Below are 20,664 nucleotides of genomic sequence, written 5' to 3'. Positions count from 1 at the left end.
CTGTGGGGTGGCATACCGCTGCCCCACGGGATCCTTCCCATCTCGAAATCATCTTGGCGCAACGACAGCTACTGCGACCTCGTCTTGCGCCGCCCTCTGGAGTCTTAATGAAATACTCACTGATCGTGGCATCCGTCACCGCGCTCACCCTCTTGGCGTCCGGATGTGCCGCCGCAACTGAACCTAGCCAGGAAGCTGTACCCCCGAGCATTGACCACGTTCACGGGATCGCCGCTGACCCACGTGGCGATGAGCTATTCATCGCCACACACAACGGCATCTTCACCATCGCCCCGACAGGGAAGGTCTCTGGCCCCATCGGAGGTTACGATTTTGACGCGATGGGATTCACCGTCGCTGACGAGACGATCTTCGCTTCCGGCCACCCGGGGCTGCAAACCCCGACAGAACTGGGATCCCCCAACCTCGGGATCATCCGCAGCGACGACTTCGGAGAATCCTGGTCACCGGTTGCGTTTACTAGCATCGAAGACTTCCACGTCCTCACCGCCGGACCCGACCGCACCCTCTACGGAATCGGCTCCAGCACCATCGATCTCCTCATCAGTACTGACAACGGAACCGAATGGACACGCGGAGCGCCCCTCGCCGCCGCCGACCTCGCCGCCACCGACGACGGGGTCTATGCCGCAACTGAGGAAGGCCTCCAGGTAAGTACAGACCGAGGCACGACATTCACACTGGTCAGTGACGCACCCGTTCTCTATTCTCTCGACGCCCGCCCGGACGGCACACTTGTCGGTGCTGGTATCGATGGCGGGCTCTGGAGTCAGGCAACCGATGGCACCTGGGCGAAGCTTGATTCCCTCGTCGGTCCCGTTCAAGCTCTCGCTGCCATTAGTGCCGATCGAACCGTCCTTGTCGACGATCGCGGCATCGTCGAAGTCACTCCCAATGGCAGTGCTGTTCTAAGCCCGGCCGGGTGAAGATGACCCAGGTAGAGAGCGACTAGATCTCGTCATGACGCGGAACGCATTTCGCCTGGTTGGCGATCATCGAATTCCTTGCAGTCCTGTTCAACTACACCGTCGTAAACGTCGTCATCCCAGACCTGCACTCAGATTCGGAGTTGGTGTCGCGAAATATCACCGGTCGGCACGCACTAAACGTCAGGTCGAGGAGTATCGCAGCCATATACGTGGTGCCGCCCAGATCCGGACGGTTCAGAATCCTCGAATTGATACCCCAGGGGGGTACTATTCAGTGCAGCTCCTCATCACATTCGAGTCTGACAAGCAAAGAAAGAGGGCGTGGACATGGGGACAGCAATGAAAGCTCATGGCGGACATCCATCGGCCGCAGGTGACACCCGCGCGCTGGTCATCTCCGGTTTGCTCACCGGAGTTTACTTCGTGATTGAACTACTAGTAGGTTTGTGGACTGGTTCGGTGGCGGTGCTGTCCGACGCGTTCCATACCTTCTCCGCAGTTGGAGGCGTGCTCATTGCCCTCGTCGCCCAACAACTGAGTCGACGCCCAGCGACCGGACGTCATACCTTTGGGTGGGCTCGGGCGGAGATCATTGGGGCGCTATTCAACGGGCTCTTCTTGGCCGTCATGGCTGTCTTCGTCCTGTGGATGGGCGCGATGCGTCTCAGTGAACCCATCGAGCTGCCGACCTCCGTCATGCTGTGGGTCGCTGCTGGCGGTATTGTCACCGAGATCGTCGCCTTCGCCCTAATGTATAAGAGGCAGAAGACGAACCTGAACATGAAGGGCGCGTTCTGGCACATTCTACAAACGTTCGTCGGCAGCATAATCATCGTCATTTCCGCGCTCGTTATCCGCTTCACCGGATTTCTGGCCATCGACCCCTTGCTGGGTATGCTGTTCGGTCTCGTATTGTTCTGGGCTTCCTGGTCGATCATCCGTTCGTCCTTGCGCATCCTCCTTCAGGGCACCCCCGATACCGTTGACGTCGGAGCCGCCCTCGAAGCCCTCGAAGGGATCGATGGCGTCAGGAATGTCCACCACGTTCACGCGTGGACCTTAACTTCCGGACGTGATGTCTTTTCGGCTCACGTCCAGGCCGAGAATTCGGCTCGCGATGGTGACCGCATTCTCACCCAGGCCAACGAGGAGCTAGCCGAACGGTTCAAGATTTACTTCTCCACTTTGCAGATCGAGGACCGATGCACACTGCCCGACGATGATCCCGCCTTCGAAATTGACATCACCACCACCCGTCCGAACCCACACGCATAAGCGTGCTATCAGGAGACATTTGAGCTGGAAGTACCTGCGGATGGGTTCGCGGGTGGAGTTGTGCAACCTCCCGCCGAAGAGAGGCCGGCGCTTCGCTTCAGTCAAAAAGTCCAAGTCTGGTCAAGAACTCCTTGAGCCAGTACTAGCCCACCCTGATTCTTCCGATGATACATCCCGAGTAAAACGGCATGCTTCCGGGCGAAATGGGCATGATTCGATGCTCGGATTACCGGGGTTGCTCCTTCTGAGGTAGAGGTGGGCTGACCACGTCGGGTTCAGTGTTGCGCCTGGCGATCGCTCACTCTTCTGTCCGTCGTCCGTCTCGATTGCCTTCTCTGAGTCCCTTCGCGCACCTTCTGGTCGCAGAGGTCACCCGTCGTGTGCGGGTACCTGCGGAAGGAGGACGACGATGGCAACCAGCGAAGAACAGCGGGCGGCACGGGATGCGAAGCTCGATGCCCTGCATGAACAGCTCACCGGCGCGGTGGAGTCGCTGGTATCGGGCGAGGATTGGAAGCAGGCGTTGGAGTTCGCGGCCCGGTTTCGTGCCCGCTCCTTCAACAACACACTGTTGATCTTCGTGCAGCATCAGGCCGCGTTCGAGGCGGGCCGGGTACCGGATCCGGTGCCTACGTATGTGGCCGGGTTCAAGCAGTGGCAAGCGCTCGGCCGGCAGGTCGAGAAGGGCCAGTCGGGGTACATGATCCTCGCCCCCGTGACAGGCCGGTTCGCGACGTTGACGCCGAAGGTAGCGGAGTCGTGGCGTCGGCTCGGCAGGTTCGAGAAACCGAAGCCCGGTGAGACGGTGCGCTCACGCATGGTCGGCGTCCGCCCCGCCTACGTGTGGGATGTCTCCCAAACCACAGGCGACCCGATCCCCACGGCACCCGCACCCCACCTGCTCGAAGGTGAAGCGCCTGGCGGGCTGTGGGAGGGCATCGCTACGCAAGTCGAAGCACAAGGGTTCACCGTGATGCGGGTGCCGCACGAGGGCATGATCCAAGGCGCCAACGGCCTCACCGATTTCGGGGCGAAGACGGTGGCGGTGCGGGAGAACATGCCCGAGGCGGCACAGGTGAAGACCCTCGTGCATGAACTCGCCCACGTGCTCCTCCACGGCCCCGACAATCCGGACGCGACAGGGCATCGCGGGATCGGTGAGGTGGAGGCGGATTCGGTGGCGTTGATGGTCGCCGCCGCGCACGGCATGGACACCAGCGTTTACACGGTCCCGTATGTGTCGGGATGGGCGGCAACAGTGCCAGAGAAGTCGCCGGTCGAAGTCGTCCAGGCGACAGGTGAACGTGTGCGGAAGACCGCCGCGACGATTCTCGATCAGCTCCCGACCGTGCAGATCGGCACCGGTGACCCTCCCGGCCTCACCCGTGATACCCCTGCGAAAACGCGCACCGTGCCGACCGTTGAGCCTGATGCTGCCGATGCGTTATCGGAGCCGCGCCGCACGATGGCGTCACCAGTGAGGAGTCTGTGATGGGTGCCGTTGATCTGTTCTCCGAAGTCGGCGGAATGCCACTCCATGAGGCTGCGTTGCGGTTCGCTGCGGCGGGGGTGCCGGTGTTTCCGTGCGTGCCGGGCGAGAAGCGGCCGCTGGTGCGTCGCGGGTTCCACGACGCCACCGCAGATTCTGTGAAGGTGTCGGAGTGGTGGGCGAGGTGGCCGGTAGCGAATATCGGCATCCCTACCGGTGTCACATCCGGGATCGAGGTCGTCGATGTCGATCTGCGCGCCACTGGCACCGGGTTTCCCGCTTTTCGCGCTGCACATCGCGAGGGCCTTGCGGCGGGGTGGGCGGTGCTCGTGCGCACCCCCTCCGGTGGATTGCACGCCTACTACCCGGCAGATGCTGACCGGGTGCAGGCGTCGTGGCAAGCGGCGCGGGCGCATATCGATTTTCGGGGTGACGGCGGCTACGTCATCGCTCCACCTTCCATGGTGCTGCGCCCGGGTGGGGTGCGGGCGCCGTATCGGCTGATCGTCGCCACTGGCGACGCCCCGGCCCCGGTGGAGGCGGCGCGGCTGCGCGAGTTCCTGGACCCGCGCACCCCGGTCCCGCTCGACCGTGCCCGTGCTTCGCGGTTTGCGCGGCGGGGGTCGGATGCGAAGGTGCTTGCGGGGTGGGTCGCGGGTCGTGGTGAGGGTGAGCGGAACCGGGGCCTGTTCTGGGCCGCCTGCCGTCTCGCCGAGGCCGGCACCCCTCCCGATGCGACTCTCGACGCGCTGGGCCCTGCGGCAGAGCGGGCGGGGCTCGAGTCACGGGAGATCATCGCTACGATCCGCTCCGCCTACCGCACCACCCACCTCGCACCCCGGACTGTGGAATCCGTGGCGGATCAGCGGCGTGTGGTGCGCGAATCGCCTGGGCGGATGTTGTCATGAGTGCCGCCGAGTCTTCCTTGCCGCGGGGTCGGCGGCTGGCGGTCGTCACCGCGATCACGGGAACGGTGTTCATCGCGGCCGGCGCGTTCTGGCTGTCGTTCACTGCCCTTGCGGACCTGGCTGGGCGGTCTGGGATTGATGCCGGGCAGGCGTGGGCGTGGCCGCTGATCGTGGACGGCATCATCGTCGTCGCCACCGTCGCCGTCGTCGCCCTCGCCAGCCAGCACCGCCCGACCTGGTATCCGTGGACACTCCTCGCCGCCGGTGCTGTGGTGTCGGTGACGGCGAACGCGATCCATGCCGTGATCGCCGCCGATAGCGATGTGCCGAGCGTGCTTGCTGCGAGTGTCGCTGCGGTGCCGCCGCTGGTGCTGCTGTCGATCACGCACCTCACCGTCATCCTCACACGCCCCCTCACGCCGGTCGCTGATACAAGCGCGACTGCGCCGGAGACGACACCGATCGAACACGCTGAACCGACGGTAAGTGATGCCCCGTCTGGCCCGGAAAGCGCACCTGAGCCGCTAGTCGCGGTGGTGTCGGTGAGTGAGCGGCGTGCACAGGCCGCGCAGTTGCGGGATGTGCAGGGGTGGTCGAACAAGCAGATTGCCCGGCACCTGGGCGTACATCCGTCGACCGTCGGTCGCTGGTTCACCCCAGTGGACGGTGACGTGAAGGAGGAGTCATCGTGAACGACGACGCAGAGGTGAACCGACCTGAGCTACCGGAGGTACGAACCGAGTCGAGTGGCGCGGCGGAGGCGGAGCGGTCAGCGTTCGCGCTGCACCGCGACCCCTCACTCGCTACCACTTCCGGGGATCATTCCTCGCGAGTGGGGCGTGGGATCGCGTGGGTACGCCCCACCGATCTGATCGCTTCAAGCACCGCCCGGATCGCGGGTCGCGGCATCAACCTGCACACCGAGCTCGCACTTCGCGCCCGCCGTACGCCGGGGCAGGCCTATCGAGCGACCCGTAACGGTGTCCGGGACATTCAGGCTCGTCACGCAGGACGAGTCGCGCCCGAGGAGGCGGCGGTGTTCGAACCGTTTGACGTGTTCGAACCGCAGGATCGGCGCCACTCCTCGTCGTGGGTGCGACCTTCAGGGATCGGGCTGGGGTGAGCGGCTATGTACTCGGAACGGTGGCAGGGCGTCGGTGGGGAGCGGGTGCGCACCTTCCTTGAAGGAGGTGCCACCATGCCACACCATCACATCCCTGGCCGCCACGGTCGCGGTCAGGGTTTCGAGAACTCAGAACAACTCCGCCAACTTCTCAGCCGTCTGAGTGATGACGGGCCAGACGCCTGGCGAACAGACCCGGACGCTGCGGCGCTCATGCAGCACGCTGCCCAGAAGTACGCCGCCCTCGCCAGAAAGCACCGGCTGGACCCGTGGGAGGCAGCAACGGCGGCGTTCGAGGCGATGCGCACCGCCTCCGTCCGCCGGGCCGATGATCCGTGGGCGGTCATCACCCGCGCAGTGCAGATCACCTGTATCGCGGAGAACCGCGCGAACGGCCTGCTGTGCTCGGTGCATCAGGCACGCAGGCCCCGGTACTCGAGTTTCCATGACGCCGAACGCTTCTCCGACCGGGAGAACCCTCTCACCGACTACCACCCCGCGTTCCGCACCAGCCCCTTCACCGACGACGATGACGGCACCGACGACGAGACGGAACTCTCGGGGTCGACGGGCGTGGAGTCCGCCGTCGAGGACACCATCACGCTGTTGTGCTGGCACGGTTGGGAGCCCGAGGTCGCCCGTGCTGCGGTGGAGTGCATCTGCGCACGCCTGGCCGAATCGGTCTCGCGGGCCGGCGCGTATGAGTCGTTGCGTCGTGACCGGCACGCCCGCGCTCTCCTGGACATCCCGGCCCCGTCTTGGTACCGGCTGCTGCGCATCATCCTCGGTTCCCCCGACGCGCACCTGGTAGGAACGAACGCGGCACGTGGGGTGCTGTTGCGGCTACTGATCGGCGAAGCCCTCTGGCACCTCATGGATGACACCGCCCTGGGAGAAGCGATCCAGGTCGCCGCACCCGGCGTCATGCGGGGCCGATCATGAGCGAGCCGGGGCATATCGAGCTGGAGCGGGCGGTCGAGTCGATCTGGGCCGGCCGCCGCCACCGGGAAGAATTTGGCGACCTGAACCCTCTTGTGGAGTCGATCAGCCGGGATGGGTTGTTGCAGCCGATCACGATCACCCCGGACGGAATGTTGATCTGCGGCGCCCGGCGCCTGGCCGCCATCCGCAGCCTTGGGTGGAAGACCGTGAACGTGTGGGTGCGGTCGGGCATCTCCACGACCCTCGGGCAGCTCCTCGCCGAGCAAGACGACAACCTCCTCCACAAGCCACTCACCCGCACCGAGGAAGCGACCCTCTATGCCGAGCTGAAAGCCCTCATGACCGAGGACGCCGCAGACCGCCAGGAAGCGTCACGGTTCACCCCGAAACACAAAAACCCCAGGTCACACGGTGCCGCCACCGTGGCGGCACCGCAGAAGGGCGAGACGCGGCAGCAGGCAGCGCTCATGGTGACCGGCCGCAACGCCTACACGTCACTGGAACGCATCAACGAGCTACAGCGGCTTGCCGCTGACCACACACAACCTGAGGACATGCGGCAGCGAGCCTCCCAGGAGCTTCGCCGGATCGACGCAGGCGAGTCGATCACCGGAGCACAGCACCGCATCCGTGCCGCGCAAGCCCTCGCTGAACTCGACGCCCTCGCGGGCGACCCGGCGCAACCGGCGGGCATCCGCGACACCGCCGCCACCGGGGCAGCACGCCTCCGAGAGCTGGAAGACACCGCACGACCCGCGGATTTGCAGCGGCTGGCCGAGCTCGCGGTCGAGCGCGCAAAGACCGCGACGAAGAAGCGCCCCTCCCAGCTCGCATCAGCACGATTGCGTGTGGTCGACGAGCAACCGCGTGAGCTTCTGCCGGTGCGGTCGTTCGTCTACCTCTGGGATGAACTCTCCACCTGGACCGAACGCTACGACCCCGACACCATCGGCCCCGCCCTCTCAACCGACCAGTGGGCGATGTTCGAACACGCGGTCACCGCGACGATCGCGTTCCTGGATGCTGCTCGCACTGCGCGGGACGCGCACCGCGACACCGCCTGAACCCTCACGACGATTGGCTGTTCTTGGGTGTGTCGGCGCACCTGCCTGGTGATCCGCACATTGTCGGGAAGGACACCAGAATGGACCCCACCGCTCGCCGCCGCCGCACTATTCTCATCGCCGCACTCGCCGGCGGTCTCATCCTGCTTCTGCTCATTGGCATCGGCATCTACGGGCTCATCCGCGGACCACAGCCCGCTGACCCGCAAGACGTGTCCGCGACGGATACCCCGGCAGCGACGAGTCCCGCGCATGTGCCTTCGAGGCCAGCTCCGGTCGCCTCGTCCGGTGGTCCGGAAGAGTTCGCGGTGGCGGTCGCTGTGGCACTGTTCACCTGGGACACCACCAGCGGCTACGGTCCCGCCGACTATGCGCAGATGATCGCCGATGTCACCGCCGACCAGGAGGCCGACGCCGCAGCATCCGACGTGCGCTCATATCTGCCAACCCCGGAGGCGTGGGCGCAACTGCGCACGCATCAAACCAGGCAGTGGCCCACCATCGACACGATCGAGATCCCGGCCATGTGGGAGGACGCGGTGACGCAGGCGGCACCGGGACAGATTCCCGACGGCACGATCGCGTACACGATCACCGGCACCCGCCACCGCACCGGTTACTGGGGCACCGACCCCATCACCACGACGCACCCGGTCGCGTTCACGCTGTTTCTCGTCTGCGCCCCAGAACGAACCGCCGCGCCGCCGCCTGCCGATCCGCTCACCGAGACGTGCGGGCTGTTGCGACTGTCGCAGCTCGACAACCCGTTGCGGTGACCGCTCATGCTGAAGAAGCTCCTCGCCACCCTCGCTGTCGCCGCCGTCTGCTTCGGCCCCGCCACGGTGCTCCTGTCCGTCGCCGTCCTCGCCAACCCTGCCATCGCCGCGTGCGCACCGGGGTCGCTCATTGTCGGGCCGATCCCTGATTCGCTCACCGCGACCACGCGCAACGGTGAAACGGTGACATTGAACCGGCAGCAGCTCACCCACGCCGCCACGATCATCACCACAGGCTCGCAAACCACCGGGGTCGGACGGCCGGGTGTGGTGATCGCGTTGATGGCGGCGCTCACGGAATCGCATCTGCGGATGCTCTCAAACACCGGCACATACCCTGAATCCGCTGACTATCCCAACGATGGGGATGCCTCCGACCACGACTCGCTGGGTCTGTTTCAGATGCGTCCGCAAGCAGGGTGGGGCACCGTCGCCGAACTCATGGACCCGAACTATCAGGCTCGCGCGTTCTACGGCGGACCCACCGGACCCAACTACCCCTCACCGCGCGGGTTACTCGATATTCCTGGCTGGCAGCAACTTGACCCCGGCGAAGCCGCCCAAGCCGTTGAGGTGTCGGCGTTCCCGGACCGGTATCAGAACTATCAACCCGTCGCCGAGGCGATCCTCACCGCCCTCACCCGTCCCGCACCGCCGAGCGGTGGCGGCAGTGGAGAGGTTGTGGCGCCGGAGACTACCAGGGTCGTCTTCCCCCTCCCGGAAGGCACGTGGGTGCGCACGAGCGCGTTCGGGTGGCGCATCGATCCGGTCACATTCGAGGAGGCGTTCCACTCCGGCAGCGACTACGGCGCCGCCGACGGCACCCCGATCTATGCGGTCGCCGACGGGATCGTCACCCATGCCGGATACACCGGCAATTGGGGTGGGCTCATCATTGTGGAGCACACCGTCGGCGGTGAGCGGGTCGCTTCGTACTACGCGCACATGTGGGAGCACGGCATTCATGTCACCGAAGGGATGACCGTCACCGCCGGGCAGCACATCGGCGATGTCGGCTCCTCAGGCAAATCCACTGGCCCGCACCTGCACCTGGAAATCCGCCCCGGAGGCCAAGGCCAACCCGCGATCGACGCAGACCAATGGCTCACCGGCCAAGGTGCAGAAGGCATCACCGGTGGCACTGCACGAGCAACCTGCACCCTGAGTGGGAGTGGACGCTGATGGTGTTCCCCGACTTCGGCGGCGTCGGTGCCGCCGACGACCTCCGCACCATCGTGGGTGCGCTCTTGATGTTCGTACTCATCATCGCCGTGCTCATGCTGATCATCTCCGCGATCATCTGGGCCATCGCCTCGTCCACTGGCAACGCCCACACCGCGACCAAAGCCAGGATCGGAGCCTGGGTCGCCATCGGTGCCACCGCCCTCGCCGGCGCCGGGGTGGCATGGATCAACTTCCTCCTCGGCGTCGGCGAAAACCTCTAGCGACCACTCCGGGCTTCCGTGCCGTGGGCATCGCGCACCGTTCGCGGTGAGCAAGGGTGCACCTGGCTGGCAAGTTCGCCATCTGTGGCGTTTGTGAGCTGAAGGAGCATTCTGTGATTGATATTGATCCGAACGGTACTGGGCTTCCCGGTATCGAGCAGTTGCGCATCATCGTCGGCGCGGTGATGACCGTCGGCCTTATCCTCTCCGTCCTCGCCCTGATCGTCTCGGCAATCGTGTGGGGGTTCGGCGCGAACAGCTCTAACCCGCATCTCGCGTCGCGCGGGAAGGTCGGGGTGCTCGTCTCGTGCGGGGCGGCGATCATTTGCGGCGCCAGTGTGACGCTCGTCAACTTCTTCTGGGGTGTCGGCCAAGCCGTCTAAGCCCGTGCTGGTGAGGGAAGGGAGCGCACGGTGAGTGTGTGTGATGTGCCGGTGATCTCCGCCGTGTGCGACACCGTCGGCGAAGGAGCTGCGACCCTGATCGCGGCGCCGTTCGACTGGCTCGCCCAGGCCATGGGCGGGGCTGCGGCGTGGCTGTTCGAGGCGGTCTGGATGGTGTTCGACACCACCACCCTCGTCGATGTCACCGACGAGGGCTACATCGGTGTCTACAACATCCTGTTCGGGGTCGCGGTGTTTGTCGTGCTGATCTTCTTCTGCCTGCAACTGATCACCGGCCTCATCCACCGCGACCCCACCGCCCTCACCCGCGCTGCCCTGGGAGCCGCGAAGAGCATCCTCGGATCGTTCGTCGCCATCGGCCTCACCGGCCTCCTTTTGGAGATCACGGACCAGCTCACGATCGGGATCGTGCAGGCCAGTGGCAACACGATGGAGGGCATCGGAGACCGCATCACCCTCCTCGCGGCAGGCTTCGGAGCACTGAACATCGCCGCACCGGGGGTCGGGGCGATCGTCACGGTATTCCTCGCGGGGCTCGCCATCTCGGCGGCTGCGATCGTATGGTTCTCCCTCCTGATCCGCAAAGCCCTCCTGCTGGTCGCGATCGTCTTCGCACCCATCGCCCTTGCGGGGTTCTCCTGGGATGCGACCAAGGGATGGTTCGGAAAGTGGGCGACGTTCGTGATCGCCCTGATCCTGTCCAAACTCGTGCTCGTGGTGATCTTCCTCGTTGCCATCACCCAGGTCAGCGCCCCGATCGAGCTTGATCTCGCGTCGATCAGCGACCCCATCGCAGGCGTTGTGTTGATGTTCATCGCCGCGTTCGCCCCCTACATGACGTACAAGTTCCTCTCCTTCGTCGGGTTCGACATGTACCACTCGATGAGCGCGGAACAAGAAGCCAAGTCCGCACTCAATCGTCCCGTGCCGGTGCCATCGGCACCGAAGGCGGATGGGGCCAAAAAGGTGCTTGACGGAGCTGGCGACAAGAGCGGAGCTCCGGGTGGCGCGGCGCCATCTGGTGGAGGCACCCCGCCCGCACCGTCCGCGACGCCCGCCGTTAGTGGAGCCGCAGCAAGCGGAGGCACAGCCGCCGGAGCGGGCGCAGGCACCGCGGGCGGCGGCGCCGGCGCGGCAGGTGCAGGTGCCGGGGCAGGAGCTGCGGCGGCGGGGCCTGCGGCCGCGGTCGTGATCGGCGCGCAGGTCGCAGGGGCAGCTGCGACTGCCGGGCCGAAACTCGGTGGTGCGGTCGGTGGTGCTGCGGAAGGTCACGCGGCAGGTGCTGGTGAGAGCGTGCAGGCGGCACCGCCGCCTGCACCAACCCACACCCCGACCGCACCGCCTGCGTCGCCTCAGGTGCCTCCGACGAAGCAGCCGCCGCCACCGACGAAGCCAACGCCGCCGCCGGCACCGAAGCCGACGGGAAGGGATAACTGATGCCTGGTCAACAGAACACGGTGGAGTTCGGGTTGCGGGCGGTGCAGTTCTCCCGCCTCACCCGCCGCGGCATCCTCCTCGGCCTGTCCCTCCCGCAACTTATCGTCCTCGCCATCGGCGTGCTCTCCATCGTCGGTGCCCTCTACGCCGGCGGCGGGATGCTGTTGGCCTGGACAGCCCCGGTCTGGCTTCTCTGCGCGGCGCTTGCCTGGACGCCTGTTGGGGGTCGGAAGCTGATCGAGTGGGTACCCGTCACCGTCCAGTGGATGGCGCGTACACAGGCGCGGCAGACGGTGTTCCGGCGCAGGATCGTGAAACTCCGGCCCGCGGGGACGCTTGCACTCCCAGGTGATGCGGCGGCGCTTCGGGAGTGGGAGGACCCGGAGACCGGGGCGGCGATGATCCACGACCCCCACGCGCAGACGCTCACGGCGATCATCGGCGTGTCGCATCCGGCGTTCGTGCTCCTCGACCCGGGTGAGCAGGAACGTCGCGTCGCGACCTGGGGACGCGTCTTAGCGACGACCTGCCGATCCGGCAGGATTGCGCGTCTCCAAGTCTGCGAACGCACCCTTCCCGACGGCGGCTCCGGCCTGGTCGAATGGTGGCACCGGCACGGCCACGATGACGGGTCGTGGGCCTCGACCGTATACCGGGAACTCATCGACCGTGCCGGTCCCGCCGGGGAACGTCACGCGACCACGATCAGTCTCGCCCTCGACCTGCGTGCATCAGCCCGCCAGGTGCGGACGAATGGTGGCGGGATCAAGGGTGCGGCGGCGGTGCTTCGGCAAGAGATGGCGACGCTGGTGACCGCGTTGCGAGCCGCGGAACTCACCGTCGGCGGCTGGCTCACTCCGGCAGAAGTCGCCGTGATCCTCCGCTCGGCCTACGACCCAGCCACCGCCGCACTTCTCGAACGCCACAGCGACATCGGCCACAGCCTCGCAACGGCCGGGCCGGTCGCGGTGACCGAGTCGTGGGATCGGCTGCGGTCAGACTCCGCGTTTCATACGGTGCTGTGGGTCAGCGAATTGCCCAGGTCACAGGTATACCCGGGGTTCCTCGCCCCGGTGCTTCTGTCGTCCGGGATTCAACGCGCCTTCTCATTGATCTGTACGCCGATCCGTTCGGACCAGGCGGCGCGCGACATCCGGAGAAAGAAGACCGAGCTGATCTCCGATGCGGCGCAACGGCAGAAGATCGGGCAGATCGAAGACGCCTCCCAAACCGCCGAATACGGCGATGTACTCCAACAAGAAGCTGACCTCACCGCCGGCCACGGCGTCCTCCGCTACACCGGACTCATCAGCGTCTCCGCGCCCACCCCGGAGGAACTGGACACGGCGGTCGCCGCGATCGAGCAAGCCGCGATCCAAGCCTCCTGCGAAACCCGCCGCCTGGTCGGCCAGCAAGCCCAAGCGTTCACCGTCGCGGCACTCCCGCTGTGCCGCACCGTCTGACAGGAGCAGCCATGCCCACCTTCCACAACCCGACCGCCGACGCCGCAGAAGCATCCGAGGCGCTCCGTGGCCTCGCACACGCGACCCGCGTGTTCGAGGATCCCGCCGACACGTACACGGTGCTCGGCGATCTCCTCACCGGGGTGCGATCACTCCGGCAGGTGCTCGACCAACTCGCCGCCGCCCACGTCACGCACCGGGTTCGCGCGCACGACGATGCCGGTGATCAGACAGTCGGTACGACGAGCGCGCTGGCCGCGACCGCGGAGTTGCAGCAGGCCGCCGTGCTGCTAGATGGCGTGCATGACCGGGTGGATGCGGCAATGGCCGCATCTGGACGGATCGCCTGGCACCCCGAACCCACAGACGTCATTCCGATCTCGCGGTGGGTGAGCGTGGTGTTCCTGCAAGGCCAGGATGCTGACGAGGTGCTGGCGATCATCGATCGTGACGGCACGGATGCGGCGATCGAGCACCTGGCCGGGTTCGACATGGGCGAGGAGACCACGCAGGCGGCGCTCGTCAACGGGTACGTCTACGACGCCATCCCCACCGGATTCCTTGACCACACCACCAGCAGCGGCGAGTACACGCTGACGTACAACCACGACCACGGGCATGTCTCCCTGCTCCGCACCCATGCCGAGCTTCGACAGTCGAGCACTGATCTTCTGATAGCGCAGACCGAATCGACGCGCCCGCACGCCCGTCCGCACGTCGAGGTGGTCGAGGATGACGATGATCCGTTCCCTCCCTCCCGCTCGGTCTCGCTGTCGCGGGGGCGAGCGCTGTGAGCGATCGGCAGAAACTCCACACCGCCGCGCTGGTCGAACCCGCCGGGGAACGTCGCAAACACCGCAAGGCCCGCAAGCACGCCGCGGCCAAGATCGAGACCGACGCCCGCAAAAGCGAACAGGCAATGGAACGTGAGCGGATCGCGGCGGAGCGTGCCGAACGCCGCAACACCAACTACCTCCCCGCAGCGGGCGAACCGGGGGCGGCGGCTTTGCGAACTCCGGGCAGGTTCCGTCTGCCCCGCCATCAGGACACCTCTGCGACACTCGCCGGGGCGTACCCGTTCCTCGCGGAAGGCGGCCTCGGGGCTGATGGGGTGTTCATCGGGCAGGACCTCTACTCCGGAGGCTCGTTCGTCTACGATCCCTGGACGCTCTACGCTCGCGGCATCATCACCGCCCCCAACATCGTCCTGGCCGGCATCGTCGGCTCCGGCAAATCCTCACTCGCCAAGTCCCTCTACACCCGCTCGATTCCGTTCGGCCGCCGCGTGTACGTCCCCGGTGATCCGAAAGGCGAACACACAGCTGTCGCGGAAGCCGTCGGTGGGCGGGCGATCGTTCTCGGGCACGGGCTCCGAAACCGTCTCAACCCGCTCGATGAAGGGCACCGCCCTGAGGGTCTGTCGGATGCGGAATGGGAGGCGCAGGTTGCCTCGCGACGCCGAGAGCTGATCGGTGCGTTGGCAGAGACGGTGCTGGATCGGGTGTTGTCGCCGTTGGAACACACGGCGATCGACCTCGCCCTCCAAGACGCTGTCCGATCCAGCGACGTGCCGATCCTGCCGATGGTCGTCGACCGCATCCTCACCCCCAGTCCCGAGGTTGATTCGGACGGGCGGCTTGCGGAAGATGGGCGGCTCGTCGGTCATGCCCTCCGCCGCCTTGTCGCAGGCGATCTTGCGGGGTTGTTTGATGGGCCGTCGACGGTGCGATTTGACCCGTCACTGCCGATGGTGTCTCTGGACCTGTCGCGGGTGGCAGAGAACTCGACGCTGATCTCTGTGCTGATGACTTGCTCGTCGGCGTGGATGGAGTCAGCGCTCATGGACCCGAACGGCGGTCACCGGTGGGTGATCTACGACGAAGCCTGGCGCCTGATGGCCTACCCGTCCCTGTTGAGGCGAATGGATGCGCAATGGCGGCTGGCCAGGCATTACGGGATCGCGAACATGCTGATCTTCCACAAACTCACCGACCTCGACAACGTCGGCGACCAAGGTTCCGCCATGCGCGCCCTCGCGAACTCGCTCCTGGCGAATGCGGAGACGAGGATCATCTACCGGCAAGAACCCGACCAGCTCGGAGCGACCGCCGCTGCCCTCGGCCTGACCGGCACCGAACAAAAACTCCTCCCCGGCCTGGGCACCGGGCAAGGACTCTGGCGGATCAAGGAAAGATCCTTCGTCGTCCAACACCAACTCCACCCGGCAGAGCTTGCGGCATTTGACACTACCGCGCGGATGAAAGGGGTTCCCCGTAAGTTCAGGATTTCTGAAGGCGATTCAGCGTGAAGATGCGGGTCGACGGGCCGCTGGAGTGCGCGTGAGGGTGCATGTTCGTGGAAGATGCACCCTCACCTCGTGCTTCTGCAGGGTCAGCTGTGGTGCGGCGTTCAACGAGGAGGGTGTCACGCCAGCGTCCGGCGTATGGCCCGGCTTCCATGCGGGCGATGCGTTCTCTCCGTCCGACGACGCGGAACCCGGCCCGCTCATGGAGGCGCAAGCTTGCGGTGTTCTCGGGGAAGATCGACGATTGGACCGTCCAGACCCCCACCTGGTCCGCGAGTTCGAGGAACGCGGTCAGGAGAGCTGAGCCGACTCCGTGCCCTGCAGCATCCGGGTGGATGTAGATGGAGTGCTCGACGACGCCCGCGTACACGGCCCGCGCCGAGACGGGTGAGGCGGCGGCCCACCCGAGAACCTGCCCCTCGGAGTCGACGGCGACGAGGCTGAGTTCCGGGCGTTTGCCGGTGGCGAAGGCGGCCCAGGTGTTGGGTGGAGCGGTTTCGAAGGTGGCGTGCCCGGTCGCGATCCCGGCCCGGTAGATGTTCTCGACCTCGGGCCAGTCAGCCTCGACCATCGGCCTGAATTGGAGCGACTCCATCAGGCCGTGAATGCTCGGGCTGCGTCGACAAGGGTGCCGGTCGTGGGCTGGTAGTACGCCCACTTGCCGCGCTGCTCACGGGTGACGAGCCCGGCCTCGACAAGGAGCTTCATGTGGTGCGACACGGTCGGCTGCGACAGCCCGACGGGTTCGGTGAGATCACACACGCACATCTCCCCGCTCGCACTCGCGGTGATGAGCGAGAACAGCTTGATCCGGTTCGGGTCGCCGAGCGCTTTGAACACCTTCGCGAGCTGCTGCGCGGTCGCGTCATCGACCATCGGATATGCCGCAGGGGCGCAGCACGGCCCCTGCGCGGGTGTCGTGTCAATCGTCGAGCGGAGAGCAGCCATGCTTCCATTCTGCCTCACGTATTGACAGATGTCGATGCGTTCGGCAGGCTTGTCACATCGAAGAACATCAATGCATGGAGGTTGATATGGATTCCGTCGTCGTCATCGGCGCGGGCCCGCAGGGACTCGCGGCGGCCGCGCACCTGCTCGAGCGCGGCCTGAACCCGCTCATCCTGGAAGCCGGCACTGGGCCGGCCTCGGCGGTGGCCGAATGGGGGCACGTGCGGCTGTTCTCGCCGTGGACGGAGCTCACCGATGCGGCGTCGCGACGCCTGCTGGAACCCACCGGCTGGATGGCGCCCACTCAGGGGTATCCGACCGGCGCGCAGTGGATCGAGCAGTACCTCGCGCCGCTCGCGGAGACCCTCGGTCATCGCATCCGGTATGGGGCGCGGGTGATCGGCGTGGGGCGCAAGGGCCGCGATCTCTCGGTTGATGCGGGACGCGCTGAGCAGCCCTTCATCGTGCACGTCGAGCCCGCGGACAGCAGCGAGGAGCGGATCGAAGCACGCGCCGTGATCGACGCCTCGGGCACCTGGCGGACGCCCAGTCCCGCCGGCGCCGACGGGCTTCCCGCCCTCGGCGAGCGTGCAGCGATCGAGGCAGGCCTCATGGAGCACCGCATGCCCGCGATCGAGGATGCCAGTGCGCTGGCGGGTCAGCATGTCGTGGTGGTCGGCAACGGGCACTCAGCGGCGACCACGATCGGGATCCTGTCCAGGGTGGCCAAGCGCGAACCCGGAACACGGATCAGCTGGGTGCTGCGCCGCGGCACGGTCGGCAACACCTTCGGCGGCGGCAGCGCCGACGAACTGCCCGAGCGCGGCGCGCTGGGCCAGCGCGCGAGGAAGGCCGTCGAAGACGGCCTCGTGGACCTCGTCACCGGGTTCCGCACTGAACAGGTCGTCATCGACGGCGGCCAGGCAGTACTGGTTGCAGAGGACGGCCGACAGCTCGCGCCTGCGGCGCGGGTGTTCGTCGCCACAGGGTTCCGCCCCGACCTATCCTTCCTCTCCGAGATCCGTCTCGACCTCGACATGCGCCTGCAGGCCCCGACGCGCATCGCCGCGGAGGTCGACCCAAACGTGCACTCCTGCGGCTCCGTCCGGGCCACCGGCGCGGCCGACCTCGAGCAGCCCGAGCCGGGGTTCTACATCGTGGGCGCGAAGTCCTACGGACGCGCGCCGACCTTCCTCGCCCTGACCGGCTTCGAGCAGGTACGCAGCGTCGTCGCCGCGATCGCCGGAGACCGCGAAGCCGCCGAGCGCGTGGAGCTCGCCCTGCCCGACACGGGCGTGTGCGGAGGCTCCGGCCTCTTCGACGCGCCCGACGAGCAGTCCGCGGCCGGGCCCTGCTGCGCGCCTGCGCCGCAGCTCATCCAGCTGGGGGCACCACCCCTGGTCCGCTGATACCCAAATAGTCAGCATTCGCTGTATGATCAGTGAATGCTGACCATTGCTTCACGCCTCGACGTCATGAACCGGCTCGGCCGGGCCATGGCGGACCCGACGCGCTCCCGGATTCTGATGACCCTGCTCGACGGGCCGAGCTACCCGGCCGTGCTCTCGCGCGAGCTGGAACTGACCCGCTCGAACGTGTCGAACCACCTGACATGCCTGCGCGACTGCGGGATCGTGGTCGCGGAGCCAGAGGGGCGGCAGACGCGTTACGAGATCGCGGACCCGCACCTGGCGGCGGCGCTGACCGCTTTGGTGGACGTGACGCTCGCGGTGGACGAGCACGCGCCTTGCATGGATGCCCAGTGCACCGTGCCGGGCTGCTGCGGGACGGGAGCAGGCGCATGAGCACTGCGTGCGGCTGCGAGCACGACGAGCCCGAGACCGCGGACGCCGAAGAAGCCGAGGAGGCGGAGCGCCCTTGGTGGCGGGACCGCGGGATCATGGTCCCAGTCTTCTCCGGCACCGCCTTCCTGACCGGCCTGGTCCTGGAGTGGTCCGGGCTCGAGATCCCGGCGCTGGTGGCGTTCTGGATCGGTTTGCTGCTGGGGGCGTCAACGTTCACGCCGGGCGCGATCCGGAAGCTGTTCACGGGCAAGCTCGGCATCGGCCTGCTGATGACGATCAGCGCGGTCGGCGCGGTGATCCTCGGCTATGTCGAGGAAGCCGCAGCTTTGGCGTTCCTCTACTCGATCGCCGAGGCGCTGGAGGACAAGGCGATGGACCGCGCCCGCGGCGGGCTGCGGGCATTGCTCAAGCTCGTCCCCGAGACTGCGACCATCCGCCACGACGGAACAGCCGTCGAAGTCCCGGCGAAGGATCTCCATGTAGGTCAGCTGATGCTGGTGCGGCCGGGCGAGCGGATCGCGACCGACGGGATCGTCCGCACGGGGCGCTCCAGCCTGGACACCTCCGCGATCACCGGGGAGTCGATCCCGGTCGAGGTCGAGCCCGGCGACGCCGTGTCGGCGGGTGCCATCAACACCGCCGGGGCGCTGGAGGTCGAGACGACCGCGGCGGGCACCGACAACTCGCTGACCACGATCGTCGAGCTCGTGGAGCAGGCGCAGGCCGAGAAGGGCGACCGCGCCCGCCTCGCCGACCGCATCGCCCGGCCATTGGTGCCCGGCGTGCTGATCCTCGCCGCGCTCGTGGCAACCCTCGGGTCGCTGCTCGGCGACCCGGAGCTGTGGATCACCCGCGCCCTCGTGGTGCTGGTGGCGGCGTCGCCCTGCGCGCTGGCGATCTCCGTGCCCCTGACGGTGGTCGCCGCGATCGGGTCGGCGAGCAAGTTCGGCGTGATCATCAAGTCCGGGGCCGTGTTCGAACGATTCGGCGTGATCCGCCACGTCGCCGTCGACAAGACCGGCACCCTGACCCGCAACGAGCCCGCCGTCACCGCCGTCCTCACCGCCGACGGGATCACCGAGGCGCGGGCGCTTGCCTGGGCGGCCGCGCTGGAGCAGCACAGCACCCACCCGCTCGCGGCCGCGATTACCGCGGCCGCTCCAGATGCCCCTGCGGCCGAGGGCGTGGCGGAGCAGGCCGGGCACGGCATCGAGGGCAAGCTCGACGGCGCGCGGATCACGGTCGGCAGCCCCCGCTGGCTGGACGCCGGGTCGCTCGGCGACCAGGTGGCAGGCCTGGAAGAGCAGGGCATGACGGTCGTGATCGTCCACCGCGACGACGTCCCGGTTGCCGCGATCGGCGTCCGCGACGAGCTGCGCCCCGAGGTCCCCGAGGTCGTGCGCACCCTCGCGACCCAGGGCATCGGGATGACGATGCTCACCGGCGACAACGCCCGCACCGCACGTGCCCTCGCTGCGGAGGCCGGGATCGAGGACGTCCGCGCCGAGCTGCGCCCCGAGGACAAGGCCACCGCGATCAGCGAACTCGGTAAGAAGAACGGCTCGGTCGCGATGATCGGCGACGGCATCAACGACGCCCCCGCCCTGGCCGCCGCAGACATCGGCATCGCGATGGGCGCGACCGGCTCCGATGCCGCGATCGAGTCGGCCGACGTGGCGTTCACCGGCCATGACCTGCGGCTGCTGCCGCGCGCGTTCGACCACGCCCGTCGGGGGCGGCACATCATCAACCAGAACATCATCCTGTCGCTGCTGATCATCACCGCCCTGCTCCCGCTCGCCCTGTTCGGCGTCCTGGGGCTCGCAGCGGTGGTCCTGGTGCACGAGATCGCCGAGGTCGTCGTCATCCTCAACGGCCTGCGCGCCGCCCGGACTCGGAAGGAGCCGACCGCATGAAGGTCGAACTGCTGCACATCGTCGACTGCCCGAACACAGCTGTCGCTGAGGAGCACGCGCGCGCCGCCCTGGACGCTCTCGGGCTCGCGGACGTGCCCGTCGAGCTGGTGACGATTCGAACCGAGGCCGAGGCGGCGGATGCTCCGTTCGGAGGCTCGCCCACGATCCTCGTCGACGGCGTCGACCTGTTCCCCACGGCCCCGGTTCGCTCGCTCGCGTGCCGGGTCTACGCGACAGGAAGCGGGTACGCCGGAGCGCCCACGCAGGAGCAGATCGAAGCAGCGCTGCGAGGCGCATCCCGGTAGAGCGAGAACGACCGGTGACGCGATCACTGGGTCACACCTCACGGCAAAGCGGTGTTCGCCGCGTGGATCGAGAACCCGGAAACAAAGCGGAGGGGGGTAGGGCCGCTGG

The 20,664-nt window shown here is 66.8% G+C and carries 22 protein-coding genes; 20 read left to right on the top strand and 2 right to left on the bottom strand.

From position 1 onward, the window contains the following. Positions 1-107 precede the first annotated feature (107 nt). The 16 genes from ACWKZU_RS01290 (at position 108) to ACWKZU_RS01215 (ending at position 15,584) form a co-directional block, all read left to right on the top strand. On the top strand, positions 108-947 hold the full coding sequence (locus ACWKZU_RS01290) for a F510_1955 family glycosylhydrolase (RefSeq protein WP_449280577.1): 840 nt from the start codon (positions 108-110) through the stop codon (positions 945-947). 330 nt (positions 948-1,277) lie between these two features. Further along, positions 1,278-2,225 carry a cation diffusion facilitator family transporter gene (locus ACWKZU_RS01285; RefSeq protein WP_449280597.1) on the top strand — a complete coding sequence of 316 codons (948 nt, stop codon included), beginning with the start codon at positions 1,278-1,280 and terminating at the stop codon, positions 2,223-2,225. Between the two features lie 409 nt (positions 2,226-2,634). After that, positions 2,635-3,717: an ArdC-like ssDNA-binding domain-containing protein gene (locus ACWKZU_RS01280; RefSeq protein WP_449280576.1), complete on the top strand. Its 1,083-nt coding sequence runs from the start codon at positions 2,635-2,637 to the stop codon at positions 3,715-3,717. Next, positions 3,717-4,622 (top strand): bifunctional DNA primase/polymerase, encoded by a 906-nt coding sequence (locus ACWKZU_RS01275; RefSeq protein ID WP_449280575.1) that lies wholly within the window; start codon positions 3,717-3,719, stop codon positions 4,620-4,622. The genes ACWKZU_RS01280 and ACWKZU_RS01275 overlap by 1 nt, the downstream gene beginning before the upstream one ends. Further along, positions 4,619-5,314 (top strand): DUF2637 domain-containing protein, encoded by a 696-nt coding sequence (locus tag ACWKZU_RS01270; RefSeq protein ID WP_449280574.1) that lies wholly within the window; start codon positions 4,619-4,621, stop codon positions 5,312-5,314. Before ACWKZU_RS01275 ends, ACWKZU_RS01270 begins: the two co-directional genes overlap by 4 nt. Beyond that, a complete protein-coding gene (locus ACWKZU_RS01265) occupies positions 5,311-5,745 on the top strand; it encodes a hypothetical protein (RefSeq protein WP_449280573.1) in 435 nt (144 codons plus the stop codon). Before ACWKZU_RS01270 ends, ACWKZU_RS01265 begins: the two co-directional genes overlap by 4 nt. Positions 5,746-5,820: 75 nt before the next feature. Next, positions 5,821-6,687 carry a hypothetical protein gene (locus tag ACWKZU_RS01260; protein WP_449280572.1) on the top strand — a complete coding sequence of 289 codons (867 nt, stop codon included), beginning with the start codon at positions 5,821-5,823 and terminating at the stop codon, positions 6,685-6,687. Next, positions 6,684-7,751 (top strand): ParB N-terminal domain-containing protein, encoded by a 1,068-nt coding sequence (locus ACWKZU_RS01255; RefSeq protein WP_449280571.1) that lies wholly within the window; start codon positions 6,684-6,686, stop codon positions 7,749-7,751. The genes ACWKZU_RS01260 and ACWKZU_RS01255 overlap by 4 nt, the downstream gene beginning before the upstream one ends. Positions 7,752-7,831: 80 nt before the next feature. Beyond that, positions 7,832-8,527 carry a hypothetical protein gene (locus ACWKZU_RS01250; protein WP_449280570.1) on the top strand — a complete coding sequence of 232 codons (696 nt, stop codon included), beginning with the start codon at positions 7,832-7,834 and terminating at the stop codon, positions 8,525-8,527. Positions 8,528-8,533: 6 nt separating this feature from the next. Next, positions 8,534-9,709: a M23 family metallopeptidase gene (locus tag ACWKZU_RS01245; protein ID WP_449280569.1), complete on the top strand. Its 1,176-nt coding sequence runs from the start codon at positions 8,534-8,536 to the stop codon at positions 9,707-9,709. Then, positions 9,706-9,972, top strand: coding sequence for a DUF6112 family protein (locus ACWKZU_RS01240; protein ID WP_449280596.1), 267 nt, complete (start codon positions 9,706-9,708; stop codon positions 9,970-9,972). Before ACWKZU_RS01245 ends, ACWKZU_RS01240 begins: the two co-directional genes overlap by 4 nt. 113 nt (positions 9,973-10,085) lie before the next feature. Beyond that, positions 10,086-10,355: a DUF6112 family protein gene (locus ACWKZU_RS01235; RefSeq protein WP_449280568.1), complete on the top strand. Its 270-nt coding sequence runs from the start codon at positions 10,086-10,088 to the stop codon at positions 10,353-10,355. 30 nt (positions 10,356-10,385) lie between these two features. After that, positions 10,386-11,813 (top strand): conjugal transfer protein TrbL, encoded by a 1,428-nt coding sequence (locus tag ACWKZU_RS01230; RefSeq protein ID WP_449280567.1) that lies wholly within the window; start codon positions 10,386-10,388, stop codon positions 11,811-11,813. Next, on the top strand, positions 11,813-13,276 hold the full coding sequence (locus ACWKZU_RS01225; protein ID WP_449280566.1) for an SCO6880 family protein: 1,464 nt from the start codon (positions 11,813-11,815) through the stop codon (positions 13,274-13,276). The genes ACWKZU_RS01230 and ACWKZU_RS01225 overlap by 1 nt, the downstream gene beginning before the upstream one ends. An 11-nt stretch (positions 13,277-13,287) precedes the next feature. Beyond that, a complete protein-coding gene (locus tag ACWKZU_RS01220) occupies positions 13,288-14,070 on the top strand; it encodes a hypothetical protein (protein WP_449280565.1) in 783 nt (260 codons plus the stop codon). Continuing rightward, positions 14,067-15,584, top strand: coding sequence for an ATP-binding protein (locus ACWKZU_RS01215; RefSeq protein WP_449280564.1), 1,518 nt, complete (start codon positions 14,067-14,069; stop codon positions 15,582-15,584). Before ACWKZU_RS01220 ends, ACWKZU_RS01215 begins: the two co-directional genes overlap by 4 nt. Here the strand turns inward: ACWKZU_RS01215 and ACWKZU_RS01210 are convergent. Further along, positions 15,556-16,176, bottom strand: a complete 621-nt coding sequence (locus ACWKZU_RS01210) for a GNAT family N-acetyltransferase (RefSeq protein ID WP_130109619.1) — start codon at positions 16,174-16,176, stop codon at positions 15,556-15,558. The genes ACWKZU_RS01215 and ACWKZU_RS01210 overlap by 29 nt on opposite strands. Then, the gene (locus ACWKZU_RS01205; protein WP_130109620.1) at positions 16,176-16,529 is read right to left on the bottom strand and encodes an ArsR/SmtB family transcription factor; all 354 of its coding nucleotides are present in this window, start codon (positions 16,527-16,529) and stop codon (positions 16,176-16,178) included. The genes ACWKZU_RS01210 and ACWKZU_RS01205 overlap by 1 nt, the downstream gene beginning before the upstream one ends. Positions 16,530-16,615: 86 nt before the next feature. Here ACWKZU_RS01205 and ACWKZU_RS01200 point away from each other — a divergent pair, with 86 nt between their 5' ends. The 4 genes from ACWKZU_RS01200 to ACWKZU_RS01185 are packed head-to-tail and all read left to right on the top strand — an operon-like array spanning position 16,616 to position 20,555. Then, positions 16,616-17,938, top strand: coding sequence for an NAD(P)-binding domain-containing protein (locus ACWKZU_RS01200; protein WP_449280563.1), 1,323 nt, complete (start codon positions 16,616-16,618; stop codon positions 17,936-17,938). A 36-nt stretch (positions 17,939-17,974) separates the two neighbouring features. Further along, on the top strand, positions 17,975-18,334 hold the full coding sequence (gene cmtR, locus ACWKZU_RS01195) for a Cd(II)/Pb(II)-sensing metalloregulatory transcriptional regulator CmtR (RefSeq protein WP_130109622.1): 360 nt from the start codon (positions 17,975-17,977) through the stop codon (positions 18,332-18,334). After that, positions 18,331-20,250: a heavy metal translocating P-type ATPase gene (locus tag ACWKZU_RS01190; RefSeq protein ID WP_211359139.1), complete on the top strand. Its 1,920-nt coding sequence runs from the start codon at positions 18,331-18,333 to the stop codon at positions 20,248-20,250. Before cmtR ends, ACWKZU_RS01190 begins: the two co-directional genes overlap by 4 nt. Further along, the gene (locus tag ACWKZU_RS01185; protein ID WP_130109623.1) at positions 20,247-20,555 is read left to right on the top strand and encodes a hypothetical protein; all 309 of its coding nucleotides are present in this window, start codon (positions 20,247-20,249) and stop codon (positions 20,553-20,555) included. The genes ACWKZU_RS01190 and ACWKZU_RS01185 overlap by 4 nt, the downstream gene beginning before the upstream one ends. Positions 20,556-20,664 lie beyond the last annotated feature (109 nt).

The organism is Leucobacter sp., from assembly GCF_053528595.1.
Note: the sequence above shows the minus strand (reverse complement) of the source record. Positions and strands in the feature narration are given on the sequence as shown.

Excerpts from the sequence above, each read along its gene's own strand:
- ACWKZU_RS01290 (WP_449280577.1), top strand. The coding sequence starts at position 108 with ATGAAATACTCACTGATCGTGGCATCCGTCACCGCGCTCACCCTCTTG.
- ACWKZU_RS01285 (WP_449280597.1), top strand. The coding sequence starts at position 1,278 with ATGGGGACAGCAATGAAAGCTCATGGCGGACATCCATCGGCCGCAGGT.
- ACWKZU_RS01280 (WP_449280576.1), top strand. The coding sequence starts at position 2,635 with ATGGCAACCAGCGAAGAACAGCGGGCGGCACGGGATGCGAAGCTCGAT.
- ACWKZU_RS01275 (WP_449280575.1), top strand. The coding sequence starts at position 3,717 with ATGGGTGCCGTTGATCTGTTCTCCGAAGTCGGCGGAATGCCACTCCAT.
- ACWKZU_RS01270 (WP_449280574.1), top strand. The coding sequence starts at position 4,619 with ATGAGTGCCGCCGAGTCTTCCTTGCCGCGGGGTCGGCGGCTGGCGGTC.
- ACWKZU_RS01260 (WP_449280572.1), top strand. The coding sequence starts at position 5,821 with ATGCCACACCATCACATCCCTGGCCGCCACGGTCGCGGTCAGGGTTTC.
- ACWKZU_RS01255 (WP_449280571.1), top strand. The coding sequence starts at position 6,684 with ATGAGCGAGCCGGGGCATATCGAGCTGGAGCGGGCGGTCGAGTCGATC.
- ACWKZU_RS01250 (WP_449280570.1), top strand. The coding sequence starts at position 7,832 with ATGGACCCCACCGCTCGCCGCCGCCGCACTATTCTCATCGCCGCACTC.
- ACWKZU_RS01245 (WP_449280569.1), top strand. The coding sequence starts at position 8,534 with ATGCTGAAGAAGCTCCTCGCCACCCTCGCTGTCGCCGCCGTCTGCTTC.
- ACWKZU_RS01225 (WP_449280566.1), top strand. The coding sequence starts at position 11,813 with ATGCCTGGTCAACAGAACACGGTGGAGTTCGGGTTGCGGGCGGTGCAG.
- ACWKZU_RS01220 (WP_449280565.1), top strand. The coding sequence starts at position 13,288 with ATGCCCACCTTCCACAACCCGACCGCCGACGCCGCAGAAGCATCCGAG.
- ACWKZU_RS01210 (WP_130109619.1), bottom strand. The coding sequence starts at position 16,176 with ATGGAGTCGCTCCAATTCAGGCCGATGGTCGAGGCTGACTGGCCCGAG.
- ACWKZU_RS01205 (WP_130109620.1), bottom strand. The coding sequence starts at position 16,529 with ATGGCTGCTCTCCGCTCGACGATTGACACGACACCCGCGCAGGGGCCG.
- ACWKZU_RS01200 (WP_449280563.1), top strand. The coding sequence starts at position 16,616 with ATGGATTCCGTCGTCGTCATCGGCGCGGGCCCGCAGGGACTCGCGGCG.
- cmtR (WP_130109622.1), top strand. The coding sequence starts at position 17,975 with ATGCTGACCATTGCTTCACGCCTCGACGTCATGAACCGGCTCGGCCGG.
- ACWKZU_RS01190 (WP_211359139.1), top strand. The coding sequence starts at position 18,331 with ATGAGCACTGCGTGCGGCTGCGAGCACGACGAGCCCGAGACCGCGGAC.
- ACWKZU_RS01185 (WP_130109623.1), top strand. The coding sequence starts at position 20,247 with ATGAAGGTCGAACTGCTGCACATCGTCGACTGCCCGAACACAGCTGTC.